The following is a 24,236-nucleotide window of genomic DNA, read 5'->3' on the forward strand; positions in this document are numbered from 1 at the left end:
ACAAAATGAGAGAACTACCAAAAGCACCTTTTTTATATGTAATAGACAATCTAAGTAATACATTTGTTCCATTTATGATTAAGGTTTTGAATATATCCATTAATTTTATTTATAAGAATCACAAAATCCACCTTTTTTGCACGCCACTTAATTTAATGTGGATTTAGATTGAGTTTACCTCGTAATGGGAATTTCAATCGGATTGCGCATATATAACAACCTCATTTCGGACAGAATAAGTAATAACAACTACTGATTTCATTTTAAGTGAGGTGTTATACGATACATACGACAAAACAAAAAAGACTTGTGGTGCAAAGTATAACTACATTTAGTCTACTAATAACGACTATCTTTACACCCATGCTTATTTACATTGTTTATGGATTACAGATTTCGAAAGGCTTTGAGGGATACTGGCCATCAATCTTGTTTTATACAACTTATATGACGGGTGTGTTTATCTGGATACCTATTGTGAATAAGGCTGGGATTCACCGCTCCTTATATTGGACTGTTTCTATTCTGATAGTATCATTACTTAGTGTTACTTTCTTTGGATGGAGTTCGAGATGGCTCGAAATAAGTGCGTTATTTTCTGGTTTTGCAGTTAGTACAATTTCTACCATGACGAGTACTTTATTGTTTCTACATGTGGAAGGCGGGGGAAAGATTTATACTAAAAATCAACAAGCGATTATTATTGGTATCGTTTTTCTTTTACTAATAATCGTTTTGTTAGCGATTAGTTTTTTATCGCCGCCGCTGATAACATGCATATATGGGATTTGTTTAATCAGTATCCTTTTTGCTATAAAAAAAATGCCGAGGACAGAGTTAGCCAAAGGGCTTTTACCTATCTCCATCGTATCGGTAGTAGGAAAGTTTCTTTTTGTCTCAATGCTTATTCTTTTGATACGAACAAGTCGTAACATAAATAATGAACAATATATTTTCTATTTTTTTCTACTTTCTATAGCGCTTATTTGTTTCATGTTTTTGAGTTTGTTGAAAGGAAAGTTCTTTCATAAACTTTCATCTTCTTTACCAATTCGCTTAAAGGCAGAATCATTTTTACTTGGATTAGGAAATGGATATTTATTTTTGATGGGTATTTTTTATAGTTTTACTTTCTATAACATGTTAACCTGTATTTTCATTGTAGTTGGACCATACCTATTAGGGATTTTGATGTCCATATTTTTAGATATCAAAGCTGCTAAGAAAGTTAATCCAATCCATTTGTTTTTAGTAAGTACTTTAATCATGATATTCGGGTTTTATTCTCCAATATTTATAGTCCTTAGCGTTACATTTGGGAGCTATGCCATTAATAGTATTTCTTCTCAAAATAATATGAAAGTATATATGGTGAATGCTACACATAGAGAGCTTTCTTTACTCATTTACACAACATGGAGAAATATGGGGAATATATTTTTACAATTTTTTATATTGATTGTGATTGTGGGAGTAGGAGTGTTTTACGATGTCGAATGGTCGCAACTTTTCCAAACAATTGTTGGGAAGGGTCAAATGCAGATTGAAGGGTTATCCGTACAACGATTGATGTTTATGTTAGCAATTTGCTGTTGGCTTGGCATGGTGGGCTTAGGTATGTGGATTGGTAAAAAAGCTAATCCCAATATTGCTTAAAAAGTAACTCGAAAAATATCAATACTAAAACTACAAAAAACAAACAAACTCGTCCTACTAAGAGGGGAGTTTGTTTGTTTTTTGTTTAGATAATGGAATGTTCATGCAAAATTGTACACTATGTTCCATATTTTTTATAGAATATTTTATATCTAGCGTTTCAAGAATTTGTTTAACAATATATAGCCCCAAACCACTTCCTCCAGTATTTCGATTCCTTGATTTTTCAATTCGATAAAATGGTTTGAAAATTTGTTGTATATCCTCTTCTTTAATATTGACACCTGTATTCATAATTTGCATTTTGATTTGACCTTGTTTAGAATCCTCACTTAACTTTATATAGACTTTTTCATTATGTGGTGAATACATAACCGCATTATGGATAATATTTTTACATGCTTTTTCAAAAAGAACACGATCTGTATAAACAGAAAGATCAGAATCAATTTCTTTTATTATTTGGATGCTTTTTTGAGAAGCAAAAAATTCGAGATCTTTTGTGATTGTATCTATTAACTTCGAAAGATTAACTTCTTCTACTTTTAGTTTAAAGGTGTGTTGTTCTAATTTCGACATGCTTAAAATTTCACGAACTAATTGTTCCATACTTTCAATAATTTGATGATTTTTCTTTAAATATTGATCACGATTTTGATAAGGGCCAATATTGTATATCATCCCTTCTAAGTATCCTTTCATTACAGTAAGAGGGGTCTTTAATTCATGTGCTACAATCGCAAAAAACTCTCTGCGTTTTGTTTCTATTTCTCGTTCTTTTTCAATATCATTTTTTAATTGTTGATTTGCTTTTTTTAAATCAAACATAGCTTGTTGTAAGTTAATAGACATGTCATTCAAACTATTAGATAGTTCTCCTAACTCATCTGTAGAGCGAACCTCAATTTTTTCGGAGAAATCTAAATTTGCCATCTTTTGTGCACCCTCATTAATATAAATAAGTGGTTTTGTAATAAACCTGGAATAGAAATAAGCACTTCCTACACCAATTATGAGTACAATGATACTAATATAGGGGAGAAAGCGTACTAAAACCTGTGAAGCTTCATCAATTGGTTGAAATGTAGCAAAGACTATAAGCGTTAAACTACCATCTTGGAATTGAATTGGTTTCGTAACGTTATATGAATTGCTAAGGGTACCTGCATTCTCGAACCGTGTGGCTCTAGTAACTACTGTTGTTTGCGAACCATTTTGAGTAAAAGAAAATGAAGGAGAGTATTTAATTATTCCCTCATTATTTTGAAGATAAAGCATCGCATTATTTTTTTTTGCATATTCATCAAAAAGTGGTATCGCATCTTGAAACGTAAGATCTTTAGATTTATCAATGATTTCTTTTATCCCTGTTTGAAGTTGATCTGTTTTGTATTGCTCATAAAACGTAGGGAGAAAGAAGTATAAAGTTAAATAAATCAATACTGCAAAGGATAACAAAATGAGAGAGGTAGTCATAAAGAGTTTATAAGTAATTTGCTTCATCTTCATGATTTTCACAATACTATTCATCAATTTTATAACCAATACCCTTTATTGTTTTAATATAAGGGATAGCTAACTTTTTACGTAGGTTTTTAATGTGTGTATCAATTATTCGTGTTTCTCCAAAATAATCGTACCCCCAAACTTTTTCTACGATATTTTCTCTTGTGAGTACTTTTCTCTCATTTTGAAATAGTAGTTGTAGAATTTCAAACTCTTTTGTCGTTAATAAAATTTCAACGTCATTTACATATACTCTATATGCATCAACATCGATACGCACTTCTTTAAATACCAAATGATTATTTACATTTTTATCATAACTTCTTCTAAGTACAGCTTCGACTCGTCTAATCAAAACATGAAACGAAAAGGGTTTTGTTATATAATCATCGATTCCAAGATCGAACCCTTTCATTTGATCTTCCTCTTCTTCCAATGCAGTTAGCATAATAATTGGTACGTTTGACTGACTTCGAATCATCTTGGATACTTCAAATCCATTAAGATTGGGCATCATTACATCTAGAAGAATTAAATCAAAGGATTGCTTATTAAATTGTGTCATACCCTCTAATCCATCTGATGCGACTACCACTGTATACTGTTGTGTCATTAAAAATTGTTTAATTAATTCCTGAATTTCTTGATCGTCTTCTACCACGAGAATATGATAGTTTTTCATAATATCACCTCTGGTAGTCATTATAGCCGTACTATCTGTAGTTTATGTGGAGATACAGTAGGAAACTTCATAGGACATTTAACGTATTAACTCCATTTTCAAGATTGTGTATTCTCCGTAAAAAAGGATTATTACCTATACTCCTTTTTTATGGAGAAATATTTGTGTGCTTGAAAAAACTTATCATATAAAAAGCTGAACGATTAATATTTACAAAAAACTAATGTATAATAATGTAAATTGCATGTAGTTTTTTTAACTGTTTGAAAATATACTTTCGATACTTTACTAGAAGGGGAAAGGGAGATGAATTTAAATATAAAAGAAGCCAGCGAAATTCTAGAGCGTACGCCACAAACTTTGTAGTTTTTTTGCTAATTTAGTAAAGGCCTAAGGTGCGAATAAGGGATTATTTAAATCATGCGAGAAAGGTTGTGAAATTATTTGAGGGGTTATAAAGCGATGCTATTTGATTTAGATGATACGTTACTTGATAGGGATAAGGCAGTAGATAACTTGTTTTTATTAGTTTTAGAGAAGTGTTATGAGGATGTTAGTGATACAGTCAAAAACAATATGTTACAGAAATTCAAAGAATATGATAAAAGAGAATATGGCATTAGTGATAAAACAATAGTTTTAGAATCATTATTTGATGAATTCGCGCCGAAATATAGATTGCCACGCAATTATATCCAAGATTTTTGGAATGAAAACTTGCCTAAATGTTTTTCAATTGACCAAAATACTATTCTTTTCTTAAATCATATAAAGAGGCACTTTAAAGTTGGAATTATTACAAATGGCTCAACTCAGAGGCAAAAAGCTAAAATAATGAATACGGGTTTAAATGAGTATTTTGATACGATTATTATTTCTGAAGAAGTGGGATTTAGTAAACCTGATAAACGTATATTCGAACTAGCATTAAATAAGCTAAATGTACAATCCGAAGATGTACTATTTGTTGGAGATGACTTAGAAAAGGATATTGCTGGTTGTCAAAATGCAAATATAAAGGGCATATGGTTCAATCCTAATATGATTAAGAATAATACCGACACTAAACCATATGCCGAGATTACTTCTTTTGATAATTTATTAAGTTATTGTGGAGAGATAAATTTTCAAAAATAGTAAAAAGATAGATTACCTTTAATTTCATTGACCGTATGAGAAGTTTTAAAACAATATTTATTTACGAGGATATAAAGGATATTGAGCCAGGGGCAAATCATTTATGTGTGTTAATGAAGATCTACACAGCGTGTTTAATATATACTTTATAAATTATAGAGGGGTGAGACTATGGAAATAAAGAAAGTAGTAATTGGCGGAATAAATATTGCCGTCGTCAGAAACGATACAGTATTAATATCCGACGTTCAATCTGCATTAGATCTCATGGCAACAGTTCAATATGAAGTGGATTCAAAGCGGATTGCTATCAATAAATCATTAATAAGTGAAAGCTTCTTTGACTTAAAAACACGGCTTGCGGGTGATATTCTTCAAAAGTTTATAAACTACAGAGTAAAGATTGCTATTATTGGAGATTTCTCTATGTATACGAGTAAAAGCTTAAAGGATTTTATTTATGAATGTAATAAAGGTAAGGATATTTTTTTATTAGCAACTGAGCAACAAGCAATTGAAAAATTAAGCTCATTGAAATAAAGATATAAAATGTAATTCGAAAGAGGCATCCGTGAAGGTGCCTCTTATTTGTATTTTTATATAAATATGTTTTTCAAATTTAAATTTTGTACCGGTACAGTAACTGCAAATGTACATTGTTACTATATCCCTTCAAATTTACAATCAGCATATATTATTTTAATTTATAACTTATTAAGGGGTGCTGAATATGACAAAGTTACAAGATCAACTTTTCACAAGATTAAACCTTGAAAAACGTACTGAAATAAAATTTGAAGAATTAAGTACAATACTCTTTGCATTTGCCCACACAATCCCGTTTGAGAATTTAAATGTAATAGCAAGTAATGCGAATACAATTTCTATGAAAAACTTACAAGAGAAAATTTTAACTAGTTCTCGAGGTGGGCTTTGTTATGAATTAAATACTCTTTTTTACTATTTTTTAAAAGATAGTGGTTATGATGTACAACTCGCACTAGGTACCGTATATAAAAATGATATAAACGATTGGGCGCTTGAAGATGGGCATATAACAATTATTTTAAATTACGAAAACGTAAGGTACTTAATTGATGTAGGTATTGCTTCATTAGTACCTCTTGTACCAGTACCGTTTACTGGCGAACTTGTTTCTTCTAAAAACGGTTCGTATCGAGTAAGACAAAAAGATACGAGTAAAGGAAACTATGTTCTAGAAAGAATAGATGTTGATGGAGAATGGAAAGTTTGTCATGCTTTTTATAAACATATTATTGATGTGACAGTAGTAAACGATGTTCAAAGAAGAGTGATAAAAGATGAGAAATCTATTTTCAATAAAGGACCCATTGCAGTAAAATTGACGAACTTTGGCCATGTCTCATTAACGAATACTAGTTTAACTGAAATTATTTATGGAGAAAAAACGAAGCGTGAAATTACAGAAAATAAATATAAAGAGCTTTTATATACTTTATTTGCTATTGAGTTGTGAATATAAAAATAGCCGGTTCTTATTCAGAATCGGCTATTTTTATTATTTTTGGTTTAAATGGTTTTCGTCTAATATTTTTCGGAAACTGCGGTATAGTTACCGTTTTTAACGTTTCCTCAGCTTTTTCATATGTATGAAAGACTGGCTCTTTTCCATTATCTCCTTGCAAAACTAGCCCTTCATCCCGGATTACATACGGCATAAAACCACTCCTTATAGTAAAAAATTATGGTCTATTGAAACAGAATGATACGATTTCAAGTTTAATTTTCTTAATAGATATAATACACTAGAACAGTATAAAGAAGTATATAAAATGAATATTGGATGCAAAGGAAGATTATAATGTCAGTTATTGATAAATTGAAACTAAATAAGTATACAAATATGGTCGTAATTAACGAACCAAGTGATTATGACATTTTCACAGGTAAAGAAACCTCATTTGCAAAAGAACATGATGCTATTTTTATTTTTGTTGAAACACTTGATGAAATGGTGAAACAAACGAATTTTATTATTAGTAATGAAGAATTACTAATTGAAAAAGGTTACGTGTTTTTCGCATATCCGAAAAAAGGTAATGCTCGTTACAGTACGTTTATTCACCGTGATGAGATGTTTCCGGCATTAAACGTTGGAGATGATGGATATGTGGGGGAAAGCGAAATTAAATTTGCGCGAATGGTAAGTATGGATGATGTCTTTACAGTTGTAGGTTTAAAACGTGAAAAGAAAAAAGCGAAGAAAACACCTGCAGCGAGTCAATGTGTTGCTGATTATGCAGACCGTATTCAAGATGTTGAAGCATTATTGGCTAATCATCCAGCTGAACTTAAGTTTTATCAAAGTTTAACTCCTGGTTATCAAAAAGATTGGGCACGTAATTTATTTTCTGTGAAACAAGAAAAAACACGCGATAAACGTCTTGAGAAAATGATTGAAATCCTTTCACAAGGCTATAAAACAATTGAATTATTCCGTAAGAAGAAAAAATAATGATTAGGAACGTCACAATGATGCAACAATTAATTACGTTGAGCACATTGAAAAAAGGATTCCTTTCAGTATACTAAAGTATGTTCTTATATTTAAATAATTAGCAAAAGAGAAAAGGTGTTTGAAATGAAATCGTATATTGTAGTTGGATCTGGAATTTTAGGGGCATCTACTGCCTATCATCTTGCTAAGGCTGGTGCGAAGGTTACTATTGTAGATCGTCAAGATTTAGGTCAAGCAACTGATGCAGCAGCAGGTATTGTCTGTCCGTGGCTGTCGCAACGTCGTAATAAAGCATGGTATAAAATCGTTAAAGGCGGTGCACGTTACTATTCTTCGTTAATTCAGCAATTAGAAGAAGACGGTGAAACGGATACAGGTTACAACCGTGTAGGTGCAATTAGTTTACATACTGATGAGAAAAAACTAGATCAAATGGAAGAGCGAGCGTATAAACGCCGTGAAGATGCACCGGAGATTGGTGAAATCACTCGCTTATCAGCTGAAGAAACGAAAAAGTTATTCCCAGCATTATCGGAAGAATATAGTTCTGTTCATATTAGTGGCGCTGCACGAGTAAATGGAAGATTATTACGCAACGCATTAATAAGCGCTGCGAAAAAACATGGTGCAACTTTCATAAAAGGTGATGCAGTATTAGTCCGTGAAGGGAATCATATTACGGGAGTTAAAGTAAATGACGAAAAAATTGTAGCAGAAAAGGTAATAGTAACTGCAGGCGCATGGGCGAACGAAATCTTGAATCCATTAGGAATTAATTTCTTAGTTACGTTCCAAAAAGGACAAATTGTTCATTTGCAAATGGAAAATACAGCAACAGAAAATATGCCAGTTGTAATGCCGCCGAACGATCAATATATTTTAACATTTGACAATGGCCATGTCGTAATTGGTGCAACGCATGAGAATGCTACTGGTTTCGATCACCGTGTAACAGCTGGCGGTTTACATGAAGTATTCCATAAAGCGTTAACAGTAGCGCCTGGTTTAGAAGATGGTACAATGCTTGAAACCAGAGTTGGATTCAGGCCGTTTACGCCAGGATTCTTACCTGTTATTGGCCCACTCCCTAATTTTGAAGGCATACTCATTGCAAACGGATTAGGTGCTTCAGGATTAACAGCAGGTCCATACTTAGGATCAGAACTTGCGAAACTTGCGTTAGGGCAACCGATTGAATTAGATTTAAATGATTATGATGTTGCTGGGGCAATGGAATAGTAATAAACAAAAAGATTAGGAGTGATTTCCTAATCTTTTTGTTATGTTATTTGGGCGTAACTAAGTATTTTGAGAGGTAGGAGTTCTTTTAAACAAGTGGGATCACCACATCGCTATCAAGCTAAAAAAATAAATAATATCCACAAAACGAAAATTTTTTGCCCTTTATAGCAACGAAGTATATTTTTATCGTTTGAGGTATTAGAGAAGAAAGATTGATTCGTTCAATATAGAGGCGAAAATACATATCAGAAATATAAACAATAGCCTCAAAAACTGGAGGCTATTCAATTTCACAATCTATTATGATTAATTACAATAGATAAGCTCTTTAAAGTCTGTCCCATCGCTGCATTCGTAAAATGATGAATAACATCAAACCCCTCAACTTGATGGATATTAGCGAACCGTTCCACAAATGAAATTAAAGCGATAGACGGGATCCCAATTAAAGTTTTTTAAACCTAATTGGACTTACCATTAAGAGAGCGAGGATTAATGTAATCCATGCATTGCTATATGAAAACAATCCCATACCGGCCAATGGTAATCCAGCAGCTGGAATAGGTAATCCCTTAAAATATCCAATGGTTGGTTTTACACTAAATTTAGCTAATCTTAAAGCACCCATCGTTGGGAAAAGGATAAATGCCAAAGAAGTTAAAATAGAAGGTGTTGCTATCGAATGAAATAAAAGTGCAGGAGCAACTCCGAAACTAACAATATCAGCTAAGGAATCCAATTGTACACCAAACTCACTGTTCACTTTTAATTTCCTCGCAATTCTTCCATCAAGGAGATCTAAAACAGCTGAAAAGAAAATAAAAATGGAGGCTACTTCCAAATAGTCACTCATATTCATGGTAATTGAAAAAACACCGCACAATAAATTTCCAATCGTAAATAAATTGGGTACAGCTTTTACTATTTGATTGAACAAGGTTATCCCCCCTAAGTTGATCAAACTTCACGTTTATGTAGCATTTTCTATATATTCTTCCGTTATTCTTGAAAAAATATGACCACTGTATGCTAAGTAAATTTCGGCAAGAGAAAAACCGATTTCCTGTACGTTATGTTGGTTTATAAACATGTTTGATCAAAGGTAAGTCTATTACTGCTGATTTGCCGAATATAAAAAACGTTTTTGAAAAAAAGAGCCTATTTTCGGTGCATCATATCTTCATATAGTCATAAAATTAATCTGTAGTCGAAAATACGTAAAGAGCTGCTAGAATGAATTACTGAGAATACGAAGAATAAAGGAGAGAAGCGGAGTAAAAACTAAAAAAATTAGACAAAGAAAATGGAGAGATGAACTAAATGTTAAAGATTATCAAACATTTAAAACCATTTATTGCTTCCATCATTGCAGTTGTATGTCTTTTAACTGTACAGGCAGTATGCGATCTATCACTGCCAGACTACATGTCTAACATTGTCAATGTAGGGATTCAACAAAAAGGAGTAGAAAATGCAGTACCTGAGGTTATTCGTAAAAGTGAAATGGATAAACTTACGCTCTTTATGAATGAAAATGAGAAGAAAAAAGTTGCTGATAACTATGTGCTTTTAGATAAGAACAACCTCTCTCAAAGTGAACTGAAAAATGACTTAAAAGATTATCAGCAGCTTGATAAAGAGCCACTTTATAAGTTACATACAGAAGATAAAAAAATAATTAACGAACTTAACGATATCTTTGGGAAACCAATGTTAATTACACAAGGAATTGAAAAAGGTGGCTCATCTGCTTTCTCTCCTGCTGCGACAGGTGACAACAACACACCAGCGAAACTTCCGCCAAATACAGATCCTTTTGCAGTCATTGCGAAACTTCCTCAAGATCAAATCAATGCAATGAAAGAAAAGGCAGATGAAAAGTTTAAGAATATGCCAGGCAGCATGGTAACACAATCAGCTGTTTCATACATTGAGAATGAGTATAAGAAAATCGGTATCAATACTGATAAACTTCAATCTAATTTTATCCTTACTTCCGGCGGGAAAATGCTGCTTTTATCCTTAGTAAGTATGGCAGCTACCGTTATCGTGAGTTTACTTGCTGCAAAAGTAGCTGCAGGACTCGGCAGAGACCTTAGAAAGAAAGTATTCCGGAAAGTTACAAACTTCTCGAATGCGGAGTTTGATAAGTTTTCCACTGCATCTCTAATCACAAGAAGTACAAATGATATCCAACAAGTTCAAACACTTATGGTTATGATGCTTCGCATTGTATTCTATGCACCAATTTTAGGTATCGGCGGCATTATTAAAGTACTTACTACAGACCTTTCAATGGGATGGATTATCGCAGTTGCGGTAATTGCGATTTTAAGCCTAGTCATTGGTTTATTTAGCATCGCGATTCCTAAGTTTAAGCGTATCCAAAAGTTAGTAGATAAAATTAACTTAATCACTCGTGAATCTTTAACCGGTATGCTCGTTATTCGTGCTTTTAATACTCAAAAACATGAAGAAAAGAAATTTGAAAAAGGAAATCAAGATTTAACAAAAACAAATTTATTTGTAAGCCGTTTAATGTCATTTATGATGCCAATGATGATGTTTATCATGAATGCGGTTACTGTACTTATTATTTGGGTTGGATCACACCAAGTGGATATGGGACATATGCAAGTTGGTGATTTGATGGCATTTATGCAATATACAATGCAAATCATCATGGCCTTCTTAATGATTTCAATGGTATCTATTATGGTTCCACGTGCTTCAGTTTCCGCACAACGTATCGCAGAAGTTTTAGATACTGACATTACCATTAGTGATGTAAAAGAGCCGAAAACATTTGCTTCAGACAAGAAAGGTTACGTTGAATTTAAAAATGTTGGCTTTAGATACCCAGGTGCAGAAGAAGATGTGCTTTCCAATATCACCTTTACTGCAAAACCTGGTGAAACGACAGCTTTCATCGGAAGTACAGGTAGTGGTAAATCAACATTAATCAACTTAATTCCACGCTTTTACGATGTCACAAGCGGCCAAATATTAATAGATGGCACGGATATTAGAGAAGTATCTCAGAAGGAATTAAGAGAGAAAATTGGTTATGTACCGCAAAAAGGAGTTCTCTTCTCAGGTACAATCGAGAGTAATTTGAAATACGGTAAAAAAGAAGCAACTGAAGAAGAACTCGAAAAAGCGGCGGAAATCGCGCAAGCTATGGAGTTTATTAACGCGAAGCCTGAAAGCTTCCGCACAGAAATATCACAAGGTGGTACGAACGTTTCCGGTGGTCAAAAACAAAGACTTTCTATTGCGCGTGCTCTTACGAAAAAATCGGAAATCTTCATATTCGATGATAGTTTCTCAGCTCTTGACTTTAAGACAGACGCAGCATTGCGCAGAGCTTTAAACAATGAGATTACAGGAAGTACTATTTTACTTATTGCCCAAAGAATCAGTACAATCATGAATGCCGATAAGATTATTGTACTTGACGAAGGAAAAATAATTGGAACTGGTACTCATGAAGAGCTTATGGGAAACTGTGAAGTTTATAAGCAAATTGCTTTATCACAACTTTCAAGAGAGGAGTTGTCATCATGAGTGATAGAAAAATAGAAAATAGAAAACAAAGCGGCCCTGGTCCTGGCGGTGGCGGTCCTATGGGCGGCGGCATGAGAAAGATTGAGAAAGCAAAAAACTTCAAAGGAACGATGAATAAACTCCTTCAATACTTGAAGCCCTATAAATTATCAATCTTAATCGTTATCCTTTTCGCAATCGGCAGTGCAGCCTTTACAATCGTTGGTCCAAAAATTTTAGGAAACGCGACAACAAAACTTTTCGAAGGACTCGTAAGCAAAGTATCAGGAGCACCCGGTGCGGCCATTGACTTTACCTATATCGGAAACATTGTCATTTTACTCCTTGGATTATATATACTGAGCACTGTGTTTGGTATTATCCAGGGGTACATTATTTCTGGAGTAGCTCAAAAAGTATCTTATAACTTCAGAAAAGAAATCGATGAAAAAATTAACCGTATGCCGCTGAAGTACTTTGATAAAACAACGCACGGCGAAGTATTATCGAGAATTACAAATGACGTAGATACGGTGAGCCAAACTTTAAACCAAAGTATGTCGCAAATCATCACATCCGTTATTACAATCATCGGTGTACTTATCATGATGTTATCAATCAGCTGGCAAATGACATTAGTGGCGCTTTTAATATTGCCAGTATCGATGATTCTCATCATGGCAGTCGTAAAACGATCACAAAAATACTTCAAATCCCAGCAAGAATATTTAGGACACGTAAACGGTCAGGTCGAAGAAATTTATAGTGGTCACAATATCGTAAAAGCCTTCAACAAAGAAGAAGAAGAAGTGAAAAAATTCGAAAAGGTAAATGATACCCTTTACCATTCCGCATGGAAATCTCAATTTTTATCTGGAATGATGATGCCGATTATGACATTTATCGGTAATATCGGTTACGTCGCTGTATCTATTTTAGGTGGATGGCTTGCGGTAAAGAGAACCATCGCAGTTGGAGACATTTTAGCCTTTGTGCAATATGTTAGAAGCTTTACGCAACCAATCGCTCAAGTAGCACAAATCGCGAACGTACTTCAATCTACTGCAGCTGCTGCAGAAAGAGTCTTCGAATTTTTAGAAGAAGAAGAGGAAGTGCCAGAAGCAGAAAATCCAGTGAAGCTGCAAAAAGTTCAAGGAGAAGTTACCTTCCAAGATGTTCAATTTGGATACAATCCAGATAAGATCATCATCAATAATTTCTCATCTAACATTAAACCTGGACAAAAGGTAGCAATCGTCGGACCAACCGGAGCTGGTAAAACAACGATTGTAAAACTGTTAATGCGTTTCTATGACATAAACAGCGGTGCAATATGTATCGACGGTCACGATATAAAAGACTTCACGCGAGAAGACCTGCGCAACATGTTTGGTATGGTACTTCAAGACACTTGGCTATTTAACGGCTCCATCATGGAAAATATACGTTACGGTAGACTCGATGCTACAGACGAAGAAGTAATTGAAGCAGCGAAAGCAGCTCACGTTCACAACTTCGTAAAAACATTACCAAATAAATATCAAATGGAACTAAACGAGGAAGCAAGCAACGTATCCCAAGGACAAAAGCAACTACTAACAATTGCACGTGCCCTTATAGCGGATCCGAAAATATTAATACTCGATGAAGCAACAAGCTCCATTGACACTCGTACAGAAGTACTGATTCAAAAAGCGATGGAAAACCTTATGGAAGGTAGAACAAGCTTCATTATCGCTCATAGATTATCAACAATACGTGATGCAGATTTAATCCTTGTCATGAAAGACGGAGATATTGTAGAACAAGGTAATCATGAAGAGTTATTGAAAGCTGATGGTTTCTATGCTTCGCTTTATAATAGTCAGTTTGAAGGTGCGGATGCTTCTTGAGTTAGTAGGTGAAGGTCCATTTAAATAACTAAACCCACGAAGAAAATGCATTTTCTTCGTGGGTTTTTATTATTTTTAAGGTTCTGTTACAAAATTTTAAAAAGTAAGCTAGACTTTTGCAAAACAGAGTGAGGAGCATGATAAATGGGATGTTTTAAAGGGAAACAATTTAAAAAGAACATTAGAAGATTAATTAATACATTCTTGTAATGTTTTAGTGTTTCTCCTCCTTCTCTTGTTTTATGAATATCTCCAAAGATAAGGAGCATTTCTTCCCGATTAATTGTTGCACAACGGATAACCGGTTTAATTAAAGGGAATTATCAAAAAGGGTACTATAAAATAGAACAAGCCAAAGAAATAGATAAGGAGTGAGCAAGCGATGGACAACATGATTAATACGGGCAGCTTTGGTTTACAAAGGGGACCTGATCCAAAAACGGTTGGCCAGTATTTGTTCGATTGCCTGAAACTCGAGGGCATTACCGAAATTTTTGGTGTCGCAGGGGACTATAATTTTACACTTCTTGATACTTTGGAGTGTTATAACGGCATCCGTTTTATAGAAGGACGAAATGAACTAAACTCGGGCTACGCTGCAGATGGCTATGCAAGAATCAAAGGAATATCGGCTCTTATTACGACATTTGGGGTCGGGGAGCTCAGTGCATGCAATGCGATAGCGGGAGCCAACAGCGAGCATGTACCAATTATACACATTGTGGGTGCGCCTCCTGAGAAGGATCAAAAAGAGCATAAGCTTATGCATCACACCTTAATGGATGGAAATTTTGACGTTTTTCGCAAGGTGTATGAGCAGATTACGGCATATACCGCAGTGCTTACGCCGGAAAATGCCAAGATTGAAATTCAGACTGCGATTCGCATTGCTAAGGAAAAGAAAAAGCCGGTATACGTGGTTGTGGCTAATGATTTAGTGACCAAGCCGATTAAAGTCTGGGCAGAACCGGTACCACCACGTCCAACCTCCAACCCGAATACCCTTCAGGCTGCAGTGAATCATGTCCGTCCGCTTTTGGAACGTGCCCAACGACCGGTTATCCTGGTGGATGTGAAAACGATGCGATTCGGCCTTCAGACAGCGACTCAGCAGCTAGCCGATGCAATGAATGTGCCTGTTGTAACGATGATTTACGGGAAGGGTGGATTCGACGAGAACCATCCAAATTATATCGGAATGTATTTAGGCTCTTTCGGGATGACTGAAGTCCAAAGTACAGTGGAGACTGCAGATTGTATCATTGCGATTGGCATGGTATGGGCGGACACAAACACCGCAAGTTTTACCGCAAAGCTGAACCCGCTGATAACTGTCAATATTCAACCAGATATGGTTAAAATCGCTGAGGCGGAATATCTGAATGTTCTTGCAGCCGACATGCTACTTGCCGTTCAGAAATTGAGTTATACGGGCAAAGGTTTGACAGAAAAAAATTCATTTCCTTACGATCAATTAACAACTAATGTCGACGGACCTCTATTGGCGGACGGCTATTATCCGCGTTTTCAGCGCATGCTGAAAGATGGGGATATTGTAATCGCCGAGACCGGAACGTTTTATTATGGAATGGGAGAGGTCAGACTGCCGGGCAATGTAACATATATTGGACAAGGTGGATGGCAGTCCATCGGTTACGCAATCCCTTCGGCGTTTGGTGCTATTATGGCCGCGCCGGAACGCCGAGTATTGGTATTTACAGGTGACGGTGCCCTGCAGCTAACGGCACAGGAAATCAGTTCTATGCTCTATTACGGCTGCAAGCCCATAATCTTTGTTTTGAACAACGATGGTTATACAATCGAGAGATATTTAAATGTCAAAACAGAGGATCAAAAGTACAACCAAATCCCTCGATGGTCTTACACCAAGCTGGCCGAAGCTTTTGGAGGTAACGCGTTTACCGTTACGGTCCGGACCTATGGAGAGCTTGATCAGGCTATAATCCATGCTGAAAAGGAAAGCGCTAAAAGACTCTGTATAATTGAAATGATCGCAGGTAATCCAATGGACGCACCTGAATATATGCGACGGATGCGCAGTTATATGGAGAAGCAGGAAATGCAGCGCAGCCAGAAATAGTATCCAATTCCCTAGTCCCTAATTGAATACTAATCGAACAGTTCTAATCATACTCTTTTAATAAAACGCAATTAAAGGGGTGTAAAGTAAGTTGACAAAAGTTAAGGTTAGTTTACGACCCATTGCAAGTAAGTTCAATTTACCTACTGTTTTGAAAACAACTATACTACCAGGTGACTCAATTGAAAGGTTATTTATTGCAACCCAGGTAGGAGAAATCTTTTACATAGGAGACGGAGTTATAAGGACTTTTTTAGATATTCGCCCGCGAATTATCAAATTAGGCACGTTTGAAGAAGGTGTCTCTAGTAGCGGTTATGATGAACGCGGATTGCTAGGACTAGCGTTTCATCCACAATTTTATCAAAACGGTTTATTTTACCTTCATTATTCAGTAGCTGGCACTCAAGGTCCGGGTGCCCTTTCTGAACCTTTTAAACCTAATCCGTGTGATCCGAAAACTTTAAACTTAAAGTGGGTAAATAGAGATACTCAATATGATCATATTGATACGGTTGAGGAATGGATTTTACAATCACATAGTCAACCTCAAAAACGACGGACATTACTTAACATAAGAAGGCCCTTTTTTAATCATAACGGAGTCAATAGTTTAAACTTTTCACCTGAGAGTGGAAAACTTGTTTTTACAAATGGAGATGGTGGATCGGGTTATGATCCATTTAATTTAAGCCAGGATGATTTAGAAATAGCGGGTAAAATAATTGAAATTGATGTAAGTAAAAATACATTCATAAATAACCCTCCAGTAGTTACACGCTTTAATGAGTTTCCTTTATCTATACAAGAAACACTTACAGTAATTGCGAAAGGAGTTCGGAATATAACAGGTATTTCATTTCAATGGTTTTATAATCAATATATCAAATATGCTGGAAATGTTGGGCAGGATATTGTAGAGTCTATTTTTTCGTTTGTTCATTATAAACCCATACCGGTTACCGAACTTGTTCAAACGTATTTAATGAGATCCACTCCCAATCAAGATGGATTTATTAATTTTGGTTGGCGAGGATGGGAAGGAGAATTTCCTACTTCTTTTATAAGGCACTGTTCTGAGAATCCTACTTTGGATGAGAGAACAATGGCTTATTATAATGAAACAATAGAAACATCAGTGAGGCGCATACAGCCCCTAATTAATTATTTTCATAAAGATTCCAGAGCAGATAAGTTTGGAGGAACCGCACTTACAGGAGTACAACCATATATGGGAACTACAATTCCTAGTTTAACTGGTAGTATCGTGTTTACTGATCTTGCTAAGAAAGAAGAATCTCAATCCCCAGTAAAGGGAGTGTTAGCTTTTACTAGAGCAGCTCTAGACGGGAAACGTAATGATTTTCATGTTATTGAAACCAATTATGATTTTGGTGCTCAAGCAGCTTATTATATGAGCTTGGGAACAAACGGAGATCAAACTAGATTATATTTAGGGGTTTATGGATCTATGAAAGTAACGGATTTTAACAAAGGTACTATTTTTGAAATTGTTCTATGATACGGTATAAACTCTTAGTCTAAAAATATATGGAATTCACACTTTTTCAAACGCACGACTTAGAGCCCCTTGAAAACCTTCTATGGATAAACATCTATTGTATAGTGATTCCTAACAAGCAGAAAGTAAAACATAACCAATAAGTATTTGAATAAAAATAGAAAGTGGTGAATTAAGTCTCTTTAGGGGGGAATTTGATGAATCGCTTTAGAAGCTATTGGTATCAATGGATGATAGAGCAGGATGCGAATTTTGTTCATAAAAGAAAGGTGACGCCTGCAAGTAGGTTAGTCATTACAGCATTACTCGGTTCATTTGCTGCTATTTTTCAATCTGCGGGGAACTTAATCCCTGGAATTGGGTTATTTATTAGTCCTTTCGCGACGCTACCGATTTTTCTAGCTATTTGTTATTCTATTCGTGAGGGAGTACTTTCTTATATTCTTACTATTTTCCTATTATTCATTATTGAGCCAAGTGAACTAATTGTCTTTCCCTTTACTACAGGCTTATTAGGTATAGCGTTAGGAGTATCCTTTTTACAATTCAAGAGGAGGATTTGGGTAATTTCCTTTTCAGCGATATGTCTACTTATAGGAATTATGATCATTCTCGATATCTTCCGTTTTCCTGTACTTGGTCCTACTATTCATACGACTATGGATATAAAAGTTATTACATTAATATTTATACTGAGTTTTTTATACTGCTGGATCTATGCAGAGTTGTGTAGAATAATAATGAATAGAGTATATAAAGTATGGTCTTAACAATTGCATAAAATCTTTTTGAACGAATACACTTTCTCATATATTTTCAAAGATTGGAGATGTAAGCCATGTATAACATTGAAATTAGAAGGCCGAATTCGGATGATATAGATGAACTATACTTGTTTTTCCGTATAGTTATTACGAATACATATAAAAATGAAGGGTTATCCCAATTATTAGATGACATAGAAAATGAAATTAACTCGAAAAAGAAATATTTAAAAAATGATTTTGATAGTAATGGAGAAAATCGTTACTTTTTATTAGCGATAGATACAAGTAACGATAAAATCATTGGAACGATTGAAATCGGTCCAGCAAGTGCATTGATTAATAGTTGTACAGACGGTGTACTTAAGGATTTGTATGAAATAGGAACTGTATTTATACTTCCGGAGTATCAAAGAAAAGGTATAGGGAGTTTACTGCTAAATACAATGTATCTTACATTACTTAGCAGAGGAATAACCGAATGCTGTTTAGATAGTGGATACAAAAAAGCACAAAGTATATGGACAAAAAAGTTTGGAAAACCTAGTTATGTGCTGAAGGATTATTGGGGCGAATCAAACGATCATATGATTTGGAGAAAAAGTTTACATGATATACCTATAATATTTGAATTATAAAATGAAATATCTCTCTTAACATAGCTTTTCTTACATACTTATGCTATTATTTATCTTTATAATAAAAGAGGACGTGAATGAACTTGATTAAAATTAATATTCCTGAAGCTGATGTTTCAATTACTGAACGTAACCAAGTTATTAAAGGAGACGAGCCATTAATTACTCCAATTAACGGTTTTATCGATTTCCACTTGTTCCCTAGAGATAAAGGCGGCATTTTTATGTTTTACAATATTAATGACGAACTTCTTTTCGTAGGTAAAGCTCGTAAAATTAGACAACGTATTAAAAAGCATTTTGAAGATAATGTTTCACCAATCAAAAATAATCGTGATGAAGTATACCGTATCGATGCATGTATCGTAGAAGATCCAACTGAAAGAGAAATTTACGAAACATACATCATTAATAAGTACAAAGCGAAATATAACGTTGATAAAGTGTTTTATAAATAAGTAAAAAAACAATCCTAGCACATATACTAGGATTGTTTTTTTGTGTTTCATTCTTCATTTCTTTCTCCTTTTTTAAAATGATTAGCAGCAATTAAACAGAAAAGCCCTATAAATAAAATTATAATTCCAAGCGTTTTATGTTTTCCTTCAAAAAAAGGAATATCTGAAATAACATTTGTCATACATAACCCTATAAACACAAGGATAGGTCCTGCCCACAGTAATACATTGCCGAATTTCGTATGTTGCCACATAGTAACCCTCCTTACTCCTTTTTACATATATATCCATGAAATAAAAGTAAATTCATAGAGAAAAATAGTTTTTTTCATATCGAAAATTGAACCTTCATATATTGGTACAAGCAAAAGAGAAAGGGGACCATCATGAATTGGTTAGAAGCTTTTATATTAGGGATAATACAAGGTTTAACAGAGTTTTTGCCGATTAGTAGTACAGGACATCTTTATTTAGGAAGGCATTTGTTTCAATTAGATGAAGCTGGATTGTTTTTAGATACGATGCTGCATATCGGGACTTTGCTTGCAGTGTTTATTTATTACAAAAAAGAATTTATATACTTAATTAAAAATCCATTTTCAAAACTAATGTTATTGCTTATTGTTGGGACGATACCTGCAGTTGTAATCGGATTGTTATTTAAAGACTTCTTTGAAGATATTTCAAAAACAGGTATTACGATTGGATGGGAGTTTTTAGTGACAGGTTTCTTTCTCTACATGGCCGATAAACAAAAAAACGGTCGTAAAAAAATGGATGACATTACATATAAAGATGCATTTATTATCGGTTCATTTCAAGCGGCTGCTATTTTCCCAGCAATTTCTCGCTCTGGTATGACAATCGTCGCTGCTTTATGGAGAAAACTAGACCGTGAAACAGCAGCATATTTTTCGTTTTTATTATCTACGCCAGCAATAGTCGGAGCAATCATCTTGCAATTTGCAGATGTTTATCAAGGGAAAGCAGAATCTATTTCTAGTACATCTTTAATTGTCGGCACGTTATCAGCAGCGTTTTTTGGTTACATAGCTGTTTCATGGATGATTCAATATTTAAAACGTCACTCCTTAAAAGTATTCGCGTATTACGTATGGGGATTAGGTATTTTAATTTTAACGTTGCAATTTACTCATGTGTTTTAATTTAGTAATTCTTCGTTTAGATCCTGTTTCATTCATACAAGGCAGGATCTTTTTTCATTAAGGGGGTAAATATGTTTAATAAGGCTATCGTTATTGGCGGAAGTATAGCAGGAAAACTCGCAGCAAAAGCATTATCAACTTCTTTTAAAGAAGTAATCATTATAGAAGTCGGCGAAAGATGGGATGGAAAAGCTTTGAGAAAAAGAGTTTCACAAAGTAATCATCCTCATGTGTTATTAAAAGGTGGAGAAAATGCAATCGAGGAATTGTTTCCTACTATTACTAATGAATTAATAGAAGCAGGCAGCATCGTAAATAACTTTACTCGTGATATAAAATGGCATCAATTTGGTTTATGGAAACAACCATTCATAGGAGAAGTGCATATGATTCAACAAAGTAGGCTTTTACTTGAATGGCATATCCAAAAAAGAATGGATCAAATTTCAAATGTAATCATTAAATTTGGAACATTGGTTGAAGGGTTATTAGTAGATGTAAAGCTTAACAAAGTATGTGGAGTAAAAGCTAAATGTTTAGAGACTGGCACGCAAGAAGAAATTCAAGCAGATATTGTTGTTGATGCGAGTGGATTCGGTTCAAAAAGTATAGCGTGGTTACGTGAATACAATATCGAAGTGCAAGAAGAGAAAGTGCGTATCGATTTATTCTACGCAACTAAAATGTTTAAACTCAAAGAAAATGAGAAATTAGACTGCTGTAATATGCTAATGTCTCCAAGTTTCCCTGATAATCCGTATGGTGTTCTTATTCAAACGATTGAGGATAATCGTTATTTTGTTACTTTCAGCGGATACGCAAATGAGAAAGCACCACAAACAGATGATGAGTTTTATGATTTCGCTGAAAATCTATCAATCCCTAACGTGACAGATTTTCTAAACAAAGCTGAGGGAATTACTGATATAACGACATACAAAATTCCTTATCAAGTACGTCGGCGATTTGATTTAGTTAATCATTTACCAGAAGGTTTGTTAGTAGTCGGTGATGCACAATGTCGTTTTGATCCCGTTTTCGGTCAGGGAGTTTCAGTTGCGGCTATGGAAGCTCACCAGTTGCAATTACTACTACAAGATAGAAAAGGCCTCGATAAAACATTTACACAGCAGTTTTATAAAGAAACTGCTAATATCATACAAACTCCTTGGGAAATGACTACAACGGAAATATCACGTCATCCTCAGCTAAAAAGAAAATTAACGATAAAGCAAAAATTTCAGCTATGGTATACGAAACAAATATATCAACTATCTGCAAGTGACTCTGAAGTTTATATCCGATTAGTAAGAGTGATGAATTTAATTCGTAGTCCATTTCACCTATTTCATCCGAAAGTGCTACTCGCTGTATTACTGATGCGAAAGAAATAGCAGGAAAATTATCGTTTAAAAAAGAATGTATAACAGTTAGTAAATCAAGAAGGGGTAAACGGGATGGAAATATACATAGAGCAATTAAAGAATCAAGACGCTGAAGATTTATTTAAATTTGAACTCACGAACAAATCATTTTTTGAAACAATGGTACCAAGTCGTGGCTCTAATTATTACGTGTATGAATACTTTCAAAAGCAACTTGACGAACTATTAAAAGAACAAACTGAGGGGATTTCTTATTTTCATCTCATACGTAATACAGAAAAAGAAATTGTAGGACGTATCAATTTAGTTGATGTAGATAAGGAAAAACGAATTGGGTCGTTAGGCTACCGAGTTGGAGAGAAGTTTACTAAAAAAAGAGTTGCAGCAGCATCTGTAAAATTGATTTTGGCTCAAGCAAGAGTCTATGAAATTAATGAAATACATGCTATGACAACAACAAATAACATAGCTTCACAAATTGTATTAGAAAAGAACGGATTTTCTCGTGAAAAGGAAGCGGAGACAACTACTGTAGATTTAAACGGGGAAAACGTAAATTTCGTACATTATATTTGGAGGACCGCTAAGGGTTAAAGATAATAGGGAGGGACATGTACATGAAGGATTTACGTTATCCAATAGGTCAATTTACTTATGTAGGAACTATTACAGAAGAAATAATTGATAAATGGATTCAAGAAATTGAGGATTTACCTAATGAACTAGCAAGAGCGATAAAAAATTTAGATCAGAAGCAGTTAGATACACCGTATCGCGTCGGTGGATGGACTGTTCGTCAAGTTGTTCATCATGTTGTTGATAGTCATATGAATAGCTATATACGCTTTAAATTAGCACTGACAGAAAAGAATCCAACTATTAAACCGTACAAAGAAGAAAAATGGGCAGAGCTACCTGACTCAAAATTACCAGTAGATGTTTCACTTGTAATGCTAGATTCATTACATAAAAGATGGGTTAACTTATTATATTCTTTAGAACCAGCAGATTTAGAAAAGACATTTAATCATCCTGAATCAGGAGAAACAAAACTTGCTGCTGCAATTGGACTATATGCATGGCACGGTCGTCATCATACAGCTCATATTACTTCTTTAAGAGAGCGTTTAAATTGGTAACATTAGAGAAGGCGACAGAAATTGATGCAGAGATTATATTTCAAATGCAAGTAGAATCATTTAGTTCATTATTAGAAAAGTATAAGGACTATGAAACAAGTCCGGCAAATGAACTTATTGAAAAAACAATTTCAAGAATAAATAATCTGGACGGTGGATTTTATAAAATTTTCGTAAACACGAATCTTGTCGGAGCGATATGTATATCACGTAAAGAAGGGGCATCTAAATTTTGGATCAGCCCGATGTTTATTATTCCAAACTATCAAGGGAACGGAATTTAAAAAGAAATTAAATGATAAAGCAACTTTAATTTATTATAAAAAAGAAAGGTAAAGCACATTTTAAATGCTTTACCTTTTTATGTTATCTAAGATTAAATATACAAAATTAATGTATATTCTTCCAAAAAGTTCGGGTTAGTAATTTTGAATTCGAATAAATATACAAAAACGAACTATTTCGTCGTATATGTTACTAACGCTTTTTGAATGCTTAAAATACTATCGTCACCTTTAAATTCTTTCGTAATTGGATCATCCATACTAGATACCCAAATTTTAAGCTCTGCATCTAAATCAAAATGCCCAGCTGTTTCAATGCTAAATTGTGTAATGCTTTTATAAGGAATAGAATGATACTCTGTTTTTTTACCTGATATTCCTTGTTTATCTACTAAAATAAGACGACGATTTGTAAATACGATTAAATCACGAATTAATTTATAAGCATGCTCAACTTTTTCATCATCTAGCATAATCTTTTCTAAATCACGTTCAACGCTTTCTGTACTCGCACTTGATGCATTTCCTAAAATACCACTAAATAAACCCATATGAAATTCCTCCTTTATAATATGTGGAATGAGTTTCTTATATTGTACCATGCGAATGACTAATAGA

General features: G+C 34.3%; 23 protein-coding genes and 1 pseudogene. 18 read left to right on the forward strand and 6 right to left on the reverse strand.

Annotated elements, in window-relative coordinates; all coding sequences use genetic code 11:
• The first annotated feature begins 363 nt into the window (after positions 1–363).
• On the forward strand, positions 364–1,656 hold the full coding sequence (locus MR066_RS00500; protein ID WP_242246088.1) for a hypothetical protein: 1,293 nt from the start codon (positions 364–366) through the stop codon (positions 1,654–1,656).
• A 57-nt stretch (positions 1,657–1,713) separates the two neighbouring features.
• On the opposite strand, the gene MR066_RS00505 is transcribed toward MR066_RS00500, so the two are convergent.
• Both MR066_RS00505 and MR066_RS00510 read right to left on the reverse strand, forming a co-directional pair.
• Positions 1,714–3,186, reverse strand: a complete 1,473-nt coding sequence (locus MR066_RS00505; protein WP_002189716.1) for a sensor histidine kinase — start codon at positions 3,184–3,186, stop codon at positions 1,714–1,716.
• Positions 3,179–3,844: a response regulator transcription factor gene (locus MR066_RS00510; protein WP_000800741.1), complete on the reverse strand. Its 666-nt coding sequence runs from the start codon at positions 3,842–3,844 to the stop codon at positions 3,179–3,181. Before MR066_RS00510 ends, MR066_RS00505 begins: the two co-directional genes overlap by 8 nt.
• Positions 3,845–4,306: 462 nt before the next feature.
• Here MR066_RS00510 and MR066_RS00515 point away from each other — a divergent pair, with 462 nt between their 5' ends.
• The 3 genes from MR066_RS00515 (at position 4,307) to MR066_RS00525 (ending at position 6,479) form a co-directional block, all read left to right on the forward strand.
• On the forward strand, positions 4,307–4,981 hold the full coding sequence (locus MR066_RS00515; protein WP_137077452.1) for an HAD family hydrolase: 675 nt from the start codon (positions 4,307–4,309) through the stop codon (positions 4,979–4,981).
• A gap of 171 nt (positions 4,982–5,152) precedes the next feature.
• Positions 5,153–5,521 carry a DUF4180 domain-containing protein gene (locus MR066_RS00520; RefSeq protein ID WP_002141909.1) on the forward strand — a complete coding sequence of 123 codons (369 nt, stop codon included), beginning with the start codon at positions 5,153–5,155 and terminating at the stop codon, positions 5,519–5,521.
• Positions 5,522–5,711: 190 nt separating this feature from the next.
• A complete protein-coding gene (locus MR066_RS00525; RefSeq protein ID WP_242245589.1) occupies positions 5,712–6,479 on the forward strand; it encodes an arylamine N-acetyltransferase family protein in 768 nt (255 codons plus the stop codon).
• A 19-nt stretch (positions 6,480–6,498) separates the two neighbouring features.
• Here the strand turns inward: MR066_RS00525 and MR066_RS00530 are convergent, their stop codons facing one another.
• Entirely contained in the window at positions 6,499–6,681 is a 183-nt protein-coding gene (locus MR066_RS00530; RefSeq protein ID WP_242245591.1) for a hypothetical protein, read from the reverse strand.
• Between the two features lie 143 nt (positions 6,682–6,824).
• Between MR066_RS00530 and MR066_RS00535 the strand changes: the two genes are divergently transcribed.
• Together MR066_RS00535 and MR066_RS00540 are read left to right on the forward strand one after the other, a co-directional pair.
• Positions 6,825–7,478: a YdeI/OmpD-associated family protein gene (locus MR066_RS00535; RefSeq protein WP_002141913.1), complete on the forward strand. Its 654-nt coding sequence runs from the start codon at positions 6,825–6,827 to the stop codon at positions 7,476–7,478.
• 126 nt (positions 7,479–7,604) lie between these two features.
• Positions 7,605–8,720 carry an NAD(P)/FAD-dependent oxidoreductase gene (locus tag MR066_RS00540; protein WP_242245593.1) on the forward strand — a complete coding sequence of 372 codons (1,116 nt, stop codon included), beginning with the start codon at positions 7,605–7,607 and terminating at the stop codon, positions 8,718–8,720.
• Between the two features lie 448 nt (positions 8,721–9,168).
• Here the strand turns inward: MR066_RS00540 and pssA are convergent, their stop codons facing one another.
• Positions 9,169–9,660, reverse strand: coding sequence for a CDP-diacylglycerol--serine O-phosphatidyltransferase (pssA, locus tag MR066_RS00545; protein WP_002085344.1), 492 nt, complete (start codon positions 9,658–9,660; stop codon positions 9,169–9,171).
• Between the two features lie 383 nt (positions 9,661–10,043).
• On the opposite strand from pssA, the gene MR066_RS00550 reads away from it, so the two are divergent.
• The 7 genes from MR066_RS00550 to MR066_RS00580 all read left to right on the forward strand — a co-directional run bounded on the left by MR066_RS00550 (position 10,044) and on the right by MR066_RS00580 (position 19,644).
• Entirely contained in the window at positions 10,044–12,290 is a 2,247-nt protein-coding gene (locus tag MR066_RS00550) for an ABC transporter ATP-binding protein (RefSeq protein ID WP_242245595.1), read from the forward strand.
• Positions 12,287–14,161 carry an ABC transporter ATP-binding protein gene (locus tag MR066_RS00555; RefSeq protein ID WP_002165711.1) on the forward strand — a complete coding sequence of 625 codons (1,875 nt, stop codon included), beginning with the start codon at positions 12,287–12,289 and terminating at the stop codon, positions 14,159–14,161. The genes MR066_RS00550 and MR066_RS00555 overlap by 4 nt, the downstream gene beginning before the upstream one ends.
• A gap of 382 nt (positions 14,162–14,543) precedes the next feature.
• Entirely contained in the window at positions 14,544–16,262 is a 1,719-nt protein-coding gene (locus tag MR066_RS00560; RefSeq protein ID WP_242245596.1) for an alpha-keto acid decarboxylase family protein, read from the forward strand.
• A 91-nt stretch (positions 16,263–16,353) separates the two neighbouring features.
• Positions 16,354–17,784 (forward strand): PQQ-dependent sugar dehydrogenase, encoded by a 1,431-nt coding sequence (locus tag MR066_RS00565; protein WP_242245597.1) that lies wholly within the window; start codon positions 16,354–16,356, stop codon positions 17,782–17,784.
• A gap of 197 nt (positions 17,785–17,981) precedes the next feature.
• Positions 17,982–18,554: a YybS family protein gene (locus MR066_RS00570; RefSeq protein ID WP_002013264.1), complete on the forward strand. Its 573-nt coding sequence runs from the start codon at positions 17,982–17,984 to the stop codon at positions 18,552–18,554.
• A 68-nt stretch (positions 18,555–18,622) separates the two neighbouring features.
• The gene (locus tag MR066_RS00575) at positions 18,623–19,186 is read left to right on the forward strand and encodes a GNAT family N-acetyltransferase (protein ID WP_242245598.1); all 564 of its coding nucleotides are present in this window, start codon (positions 18,623–18,625) and stop codon (positions 19,184–19,186) included.
• A gap of 77 nt (positions 19,187–19,263) precedes the next feature.
• Positions 19,264–19,644, forward strand: a complete 381-nt coding sequence (locus MR066_RS00580) for a nucleotide excision repair endonuclease (protein WP_002013261.1) — start codon at positions 19,264–19,266, stop codon at positions 19,642–19,644.
• A 47-nt stretch (positions 19,645–19,691) separates the two neighbouring features.
• Here the strand turns inward: MR066_RS00580 and MR066_RS00585 are convergent, their stop codons facing one another.
• Positions 19,692–19,898: a hypothetical protein gene (locus MR066_RS00585; protein ID WP_002136543.1), complete on the reverse strand. Its 207-nt coding sequence runs from the start codon at positions 19,896–19,898 to the stop codon at positions 19,692–19,694.
• A 132-nt stretch (positions 19,899–20,030) separates the two neighbouring features.
• Here MR066_RS00585 and MR066_RS00590 point away from each other — a divergent pair, with 132 nt between their 5' ends.
• The 5 genes and pseudogenes from MR066_RS00590 to MR066_RS00610 all read left to right on the forward strand — a co-directional run bounded on the left by MR066_RS00590 (position 20,031) and on the right by MR066_RS00610 (position 23,670).
• On the forward strand, positions 20,031–20,810 hold the full coding sequence (locus MR066_RS00590) for an undecaprenyl-diphosphate phosphatase (RefSeq protein ID WP_002085334.1): 780 nt from the start codon (positions 20,031–20,033) through the stop codon (positions 20,808–20,810).
• A gap of 71 nt (positions 20,811–20,881) precedes the next feature.
• Positions 20,882–22,204, forward strand: coding sequence for an NAD(P)-binding protein (locus MR066_RS00595; RefSeq protein WP_242245599.1), 1,323 nt, complete (start codon positions 20,882–20,884; stop codon positions 22,202–22,204).
• Positions 22,205–22,267: 63 nt separating this feature from the next.
• Positions 22,268–22,789: a GNAT family N-acetyltransferase gene (locus MR066_RS00600; RefSeq protein WP_242245600.1), complete on the forward strand. Its 522-nt coding sequence runs from the start codon at positions 22,268–22,270 to the stop codon at positions 22,787–22,789.
• Positions 22,790–22,812: 23 nt separating this feature from the next.
• Positions 22,813–23,334 (forward strand): YfiT family bacillithiol transferase, encoded by a 522-nt coding sequence (locus tag MR066_RS00605; RefSeq protein ID WP_219302409.1) that lies wholly within the window; start codon positions 22,813–22,815, stop codon positions 23,332–23,334.
• A pseudogene (locus tag MR066_RS00610) lies at positions 23,274–23,670 on the forward strand (GNAT family N-acetyltransferase). Before MR066_RS00605 ends, MR066_RS00610 begins: the two are co-directional and overlap by 61 nt.
• Before the next feature lie 121 nt (positions 23,671–23,791).
• Here the strand turns inward: MR066_RS00610 and MR066_RS00615 are convergent.
• Positions 23,792–24,169 carry a PH domain-containing protein gene (locus MR066_RS00615; protein WP_002065713.1) on the reverse strand — a complete coding sequence of 126 codons (378 nt, stop codon included), beginning with the start codon at positions 24,167–24,169 and terminating at the stop codon, positions 23,792–23,794.
• Between the last annotated feature and the right edge of the window lie 67 nt (positions 24,170–24,236).

It is taken from the genome of Bacillus cereus group sp. BfR-BA-01523, assembly GCF_022662615.1.
GTDB classification, from domain to species: Bacteria; Bacillota; Bacilli; order Bacillales; family Bacillaceae_G; genus Bacillus_A; species Bacillus_A mycoides.

Coding starts and splice junctions, on each gene's coding strand:
- MR066_RS00575 (WP_242245598.1), top strand. CDS start 18,623: ATGTATAACATTGAAATTAGAAGGCCGAATTCGGATGATATAGATGAA.
- MR066_RS00515 (WP_137077452.1), top strand. CDS start 4,307: ATGCTATTTGATTTAGATGATACGTTACTTGATAGGGATAAGGCAGTA.
- MR066_RS00580 (WP_002013261.1), top strand. CDS start 19,264: ATGAACTTGATTAAAATTAATATTCCTGAAGCTGATGTTTCAATTACT.
- MR066_RS00605 (WP_219302409.1), top strand. CDS start 22,813: ATGAAGGATTTACGTTATCCAATAGGTCAATTTACTTATGTAGGAACT.
- MR066_RS00520 (WP_002141909.1), top strand. CDS start 5,153: ATGGAAATAAAGAAAGTAGTAATTGGCGGAATAAATATTGCCGTCGTC.
- MR066_RS00510 (WP_000800741.1), bottom strand. CDS start 3,844: ATGAAAAACTATCATATTCTCGTGGTAGAAGACGATCAAGAAATTCAG.
- MR066_RS00525 (WP_242245589.1), top strand. CDS start 5,712: ATGACAAAGTTACAAGATCAACTTTTCACAAGATTAAACCTTGAAAAA.
- MR066_RS00560 (WP_242245596.1), top strand. CDS start 14,544: ATGGACAACATGATTAATACGGGCAGCTTTGGTTTACAAAGGGGACCT.
- MR066_RS00500 (WP_242246088.1), top strand. CDS start 364: ATGCTTATTTACATTGTTTATGGATTACAGATTTCGAAAGGCTTTGAG.
- MR066_RS00600 (WP_242245600.1), top strand. CDS start 22,268: ATGGAAATATACATAGAGCAATTAAAGAATCAAGACGCTGAAGATTTA.
- MR066_RS00590 (WP_002085334.1), top strand. CDS start 20,031: ATGAATTGGTTAGAAGCTTTTATATTAGGGATAATACAAGGTTTAACA.
- MR066_RS00595 (WP_242245599.1), top strand. CDS start 20,882: ATGTTTAATAAGGCTATCGTTATTGGCGGAAGTATAGCAGGAAAACTC.
- MR066_RS00535 (WP_002141913.1), top strand. CDS start 6,825: ATGTCAGTTATTGATAAATTGAAACTAAATAAGTATACAAATATGGTC.
- MR066_RS00550 (WP_242245595.1), top strand. CDS start 10,044: ATGTTAAAGATTATCAAACATTTAAAACCATTTATTGCTTCCATCATT.
- MR066_RS00570 (WP_002013264.1), top strand. CDS start 17,982: ATGAATCGCTTTAGAAGCTATTGGTATCAATGGATGATAGAGCAGGAT.
- MR066_RS00530 (WP_242245591.1), bottom strand. CDS start 6,681: ATGCCGTATGTAATCCGGGATGAAGGGCTAGTTTTGCAAGGAGATAAT.
- MR066_RS00540 (WP_242245593.1), top strand. CDS start 7,605: ATGAAATCGTATATTGTAGTTGGATCTGGAATTTTAGGGGCATCTACT.
- MR066_RS00555 (WP_002165711.1), top strand. CDS start 12,287: ATGAGTGATAGAAAAATAGAAAATAGAAAACAAAGCGGCCCTGGTCCT.
- MR066_RS00585 (WP_002136543.1), bottom strand. CDS start 19,898: ATGTGGCAACATACGAAATTCGGCAATGTATTACTGTGGGCAGGACCT.
- MR066_RS00615 (WP_002065713.1), bottom strand. CDS start 24,169: ATGGGTTTATTTAGTGGTATTTTAGGAAATGCATCAAGTGCGAGTACA.
- MR066_RS00505 (WP_002189716.1), bottom strand. CDS start 3,186: ATGAATAGTATTGTGAAAATCATGAAGATGAAGCAAATTACTTATAAA.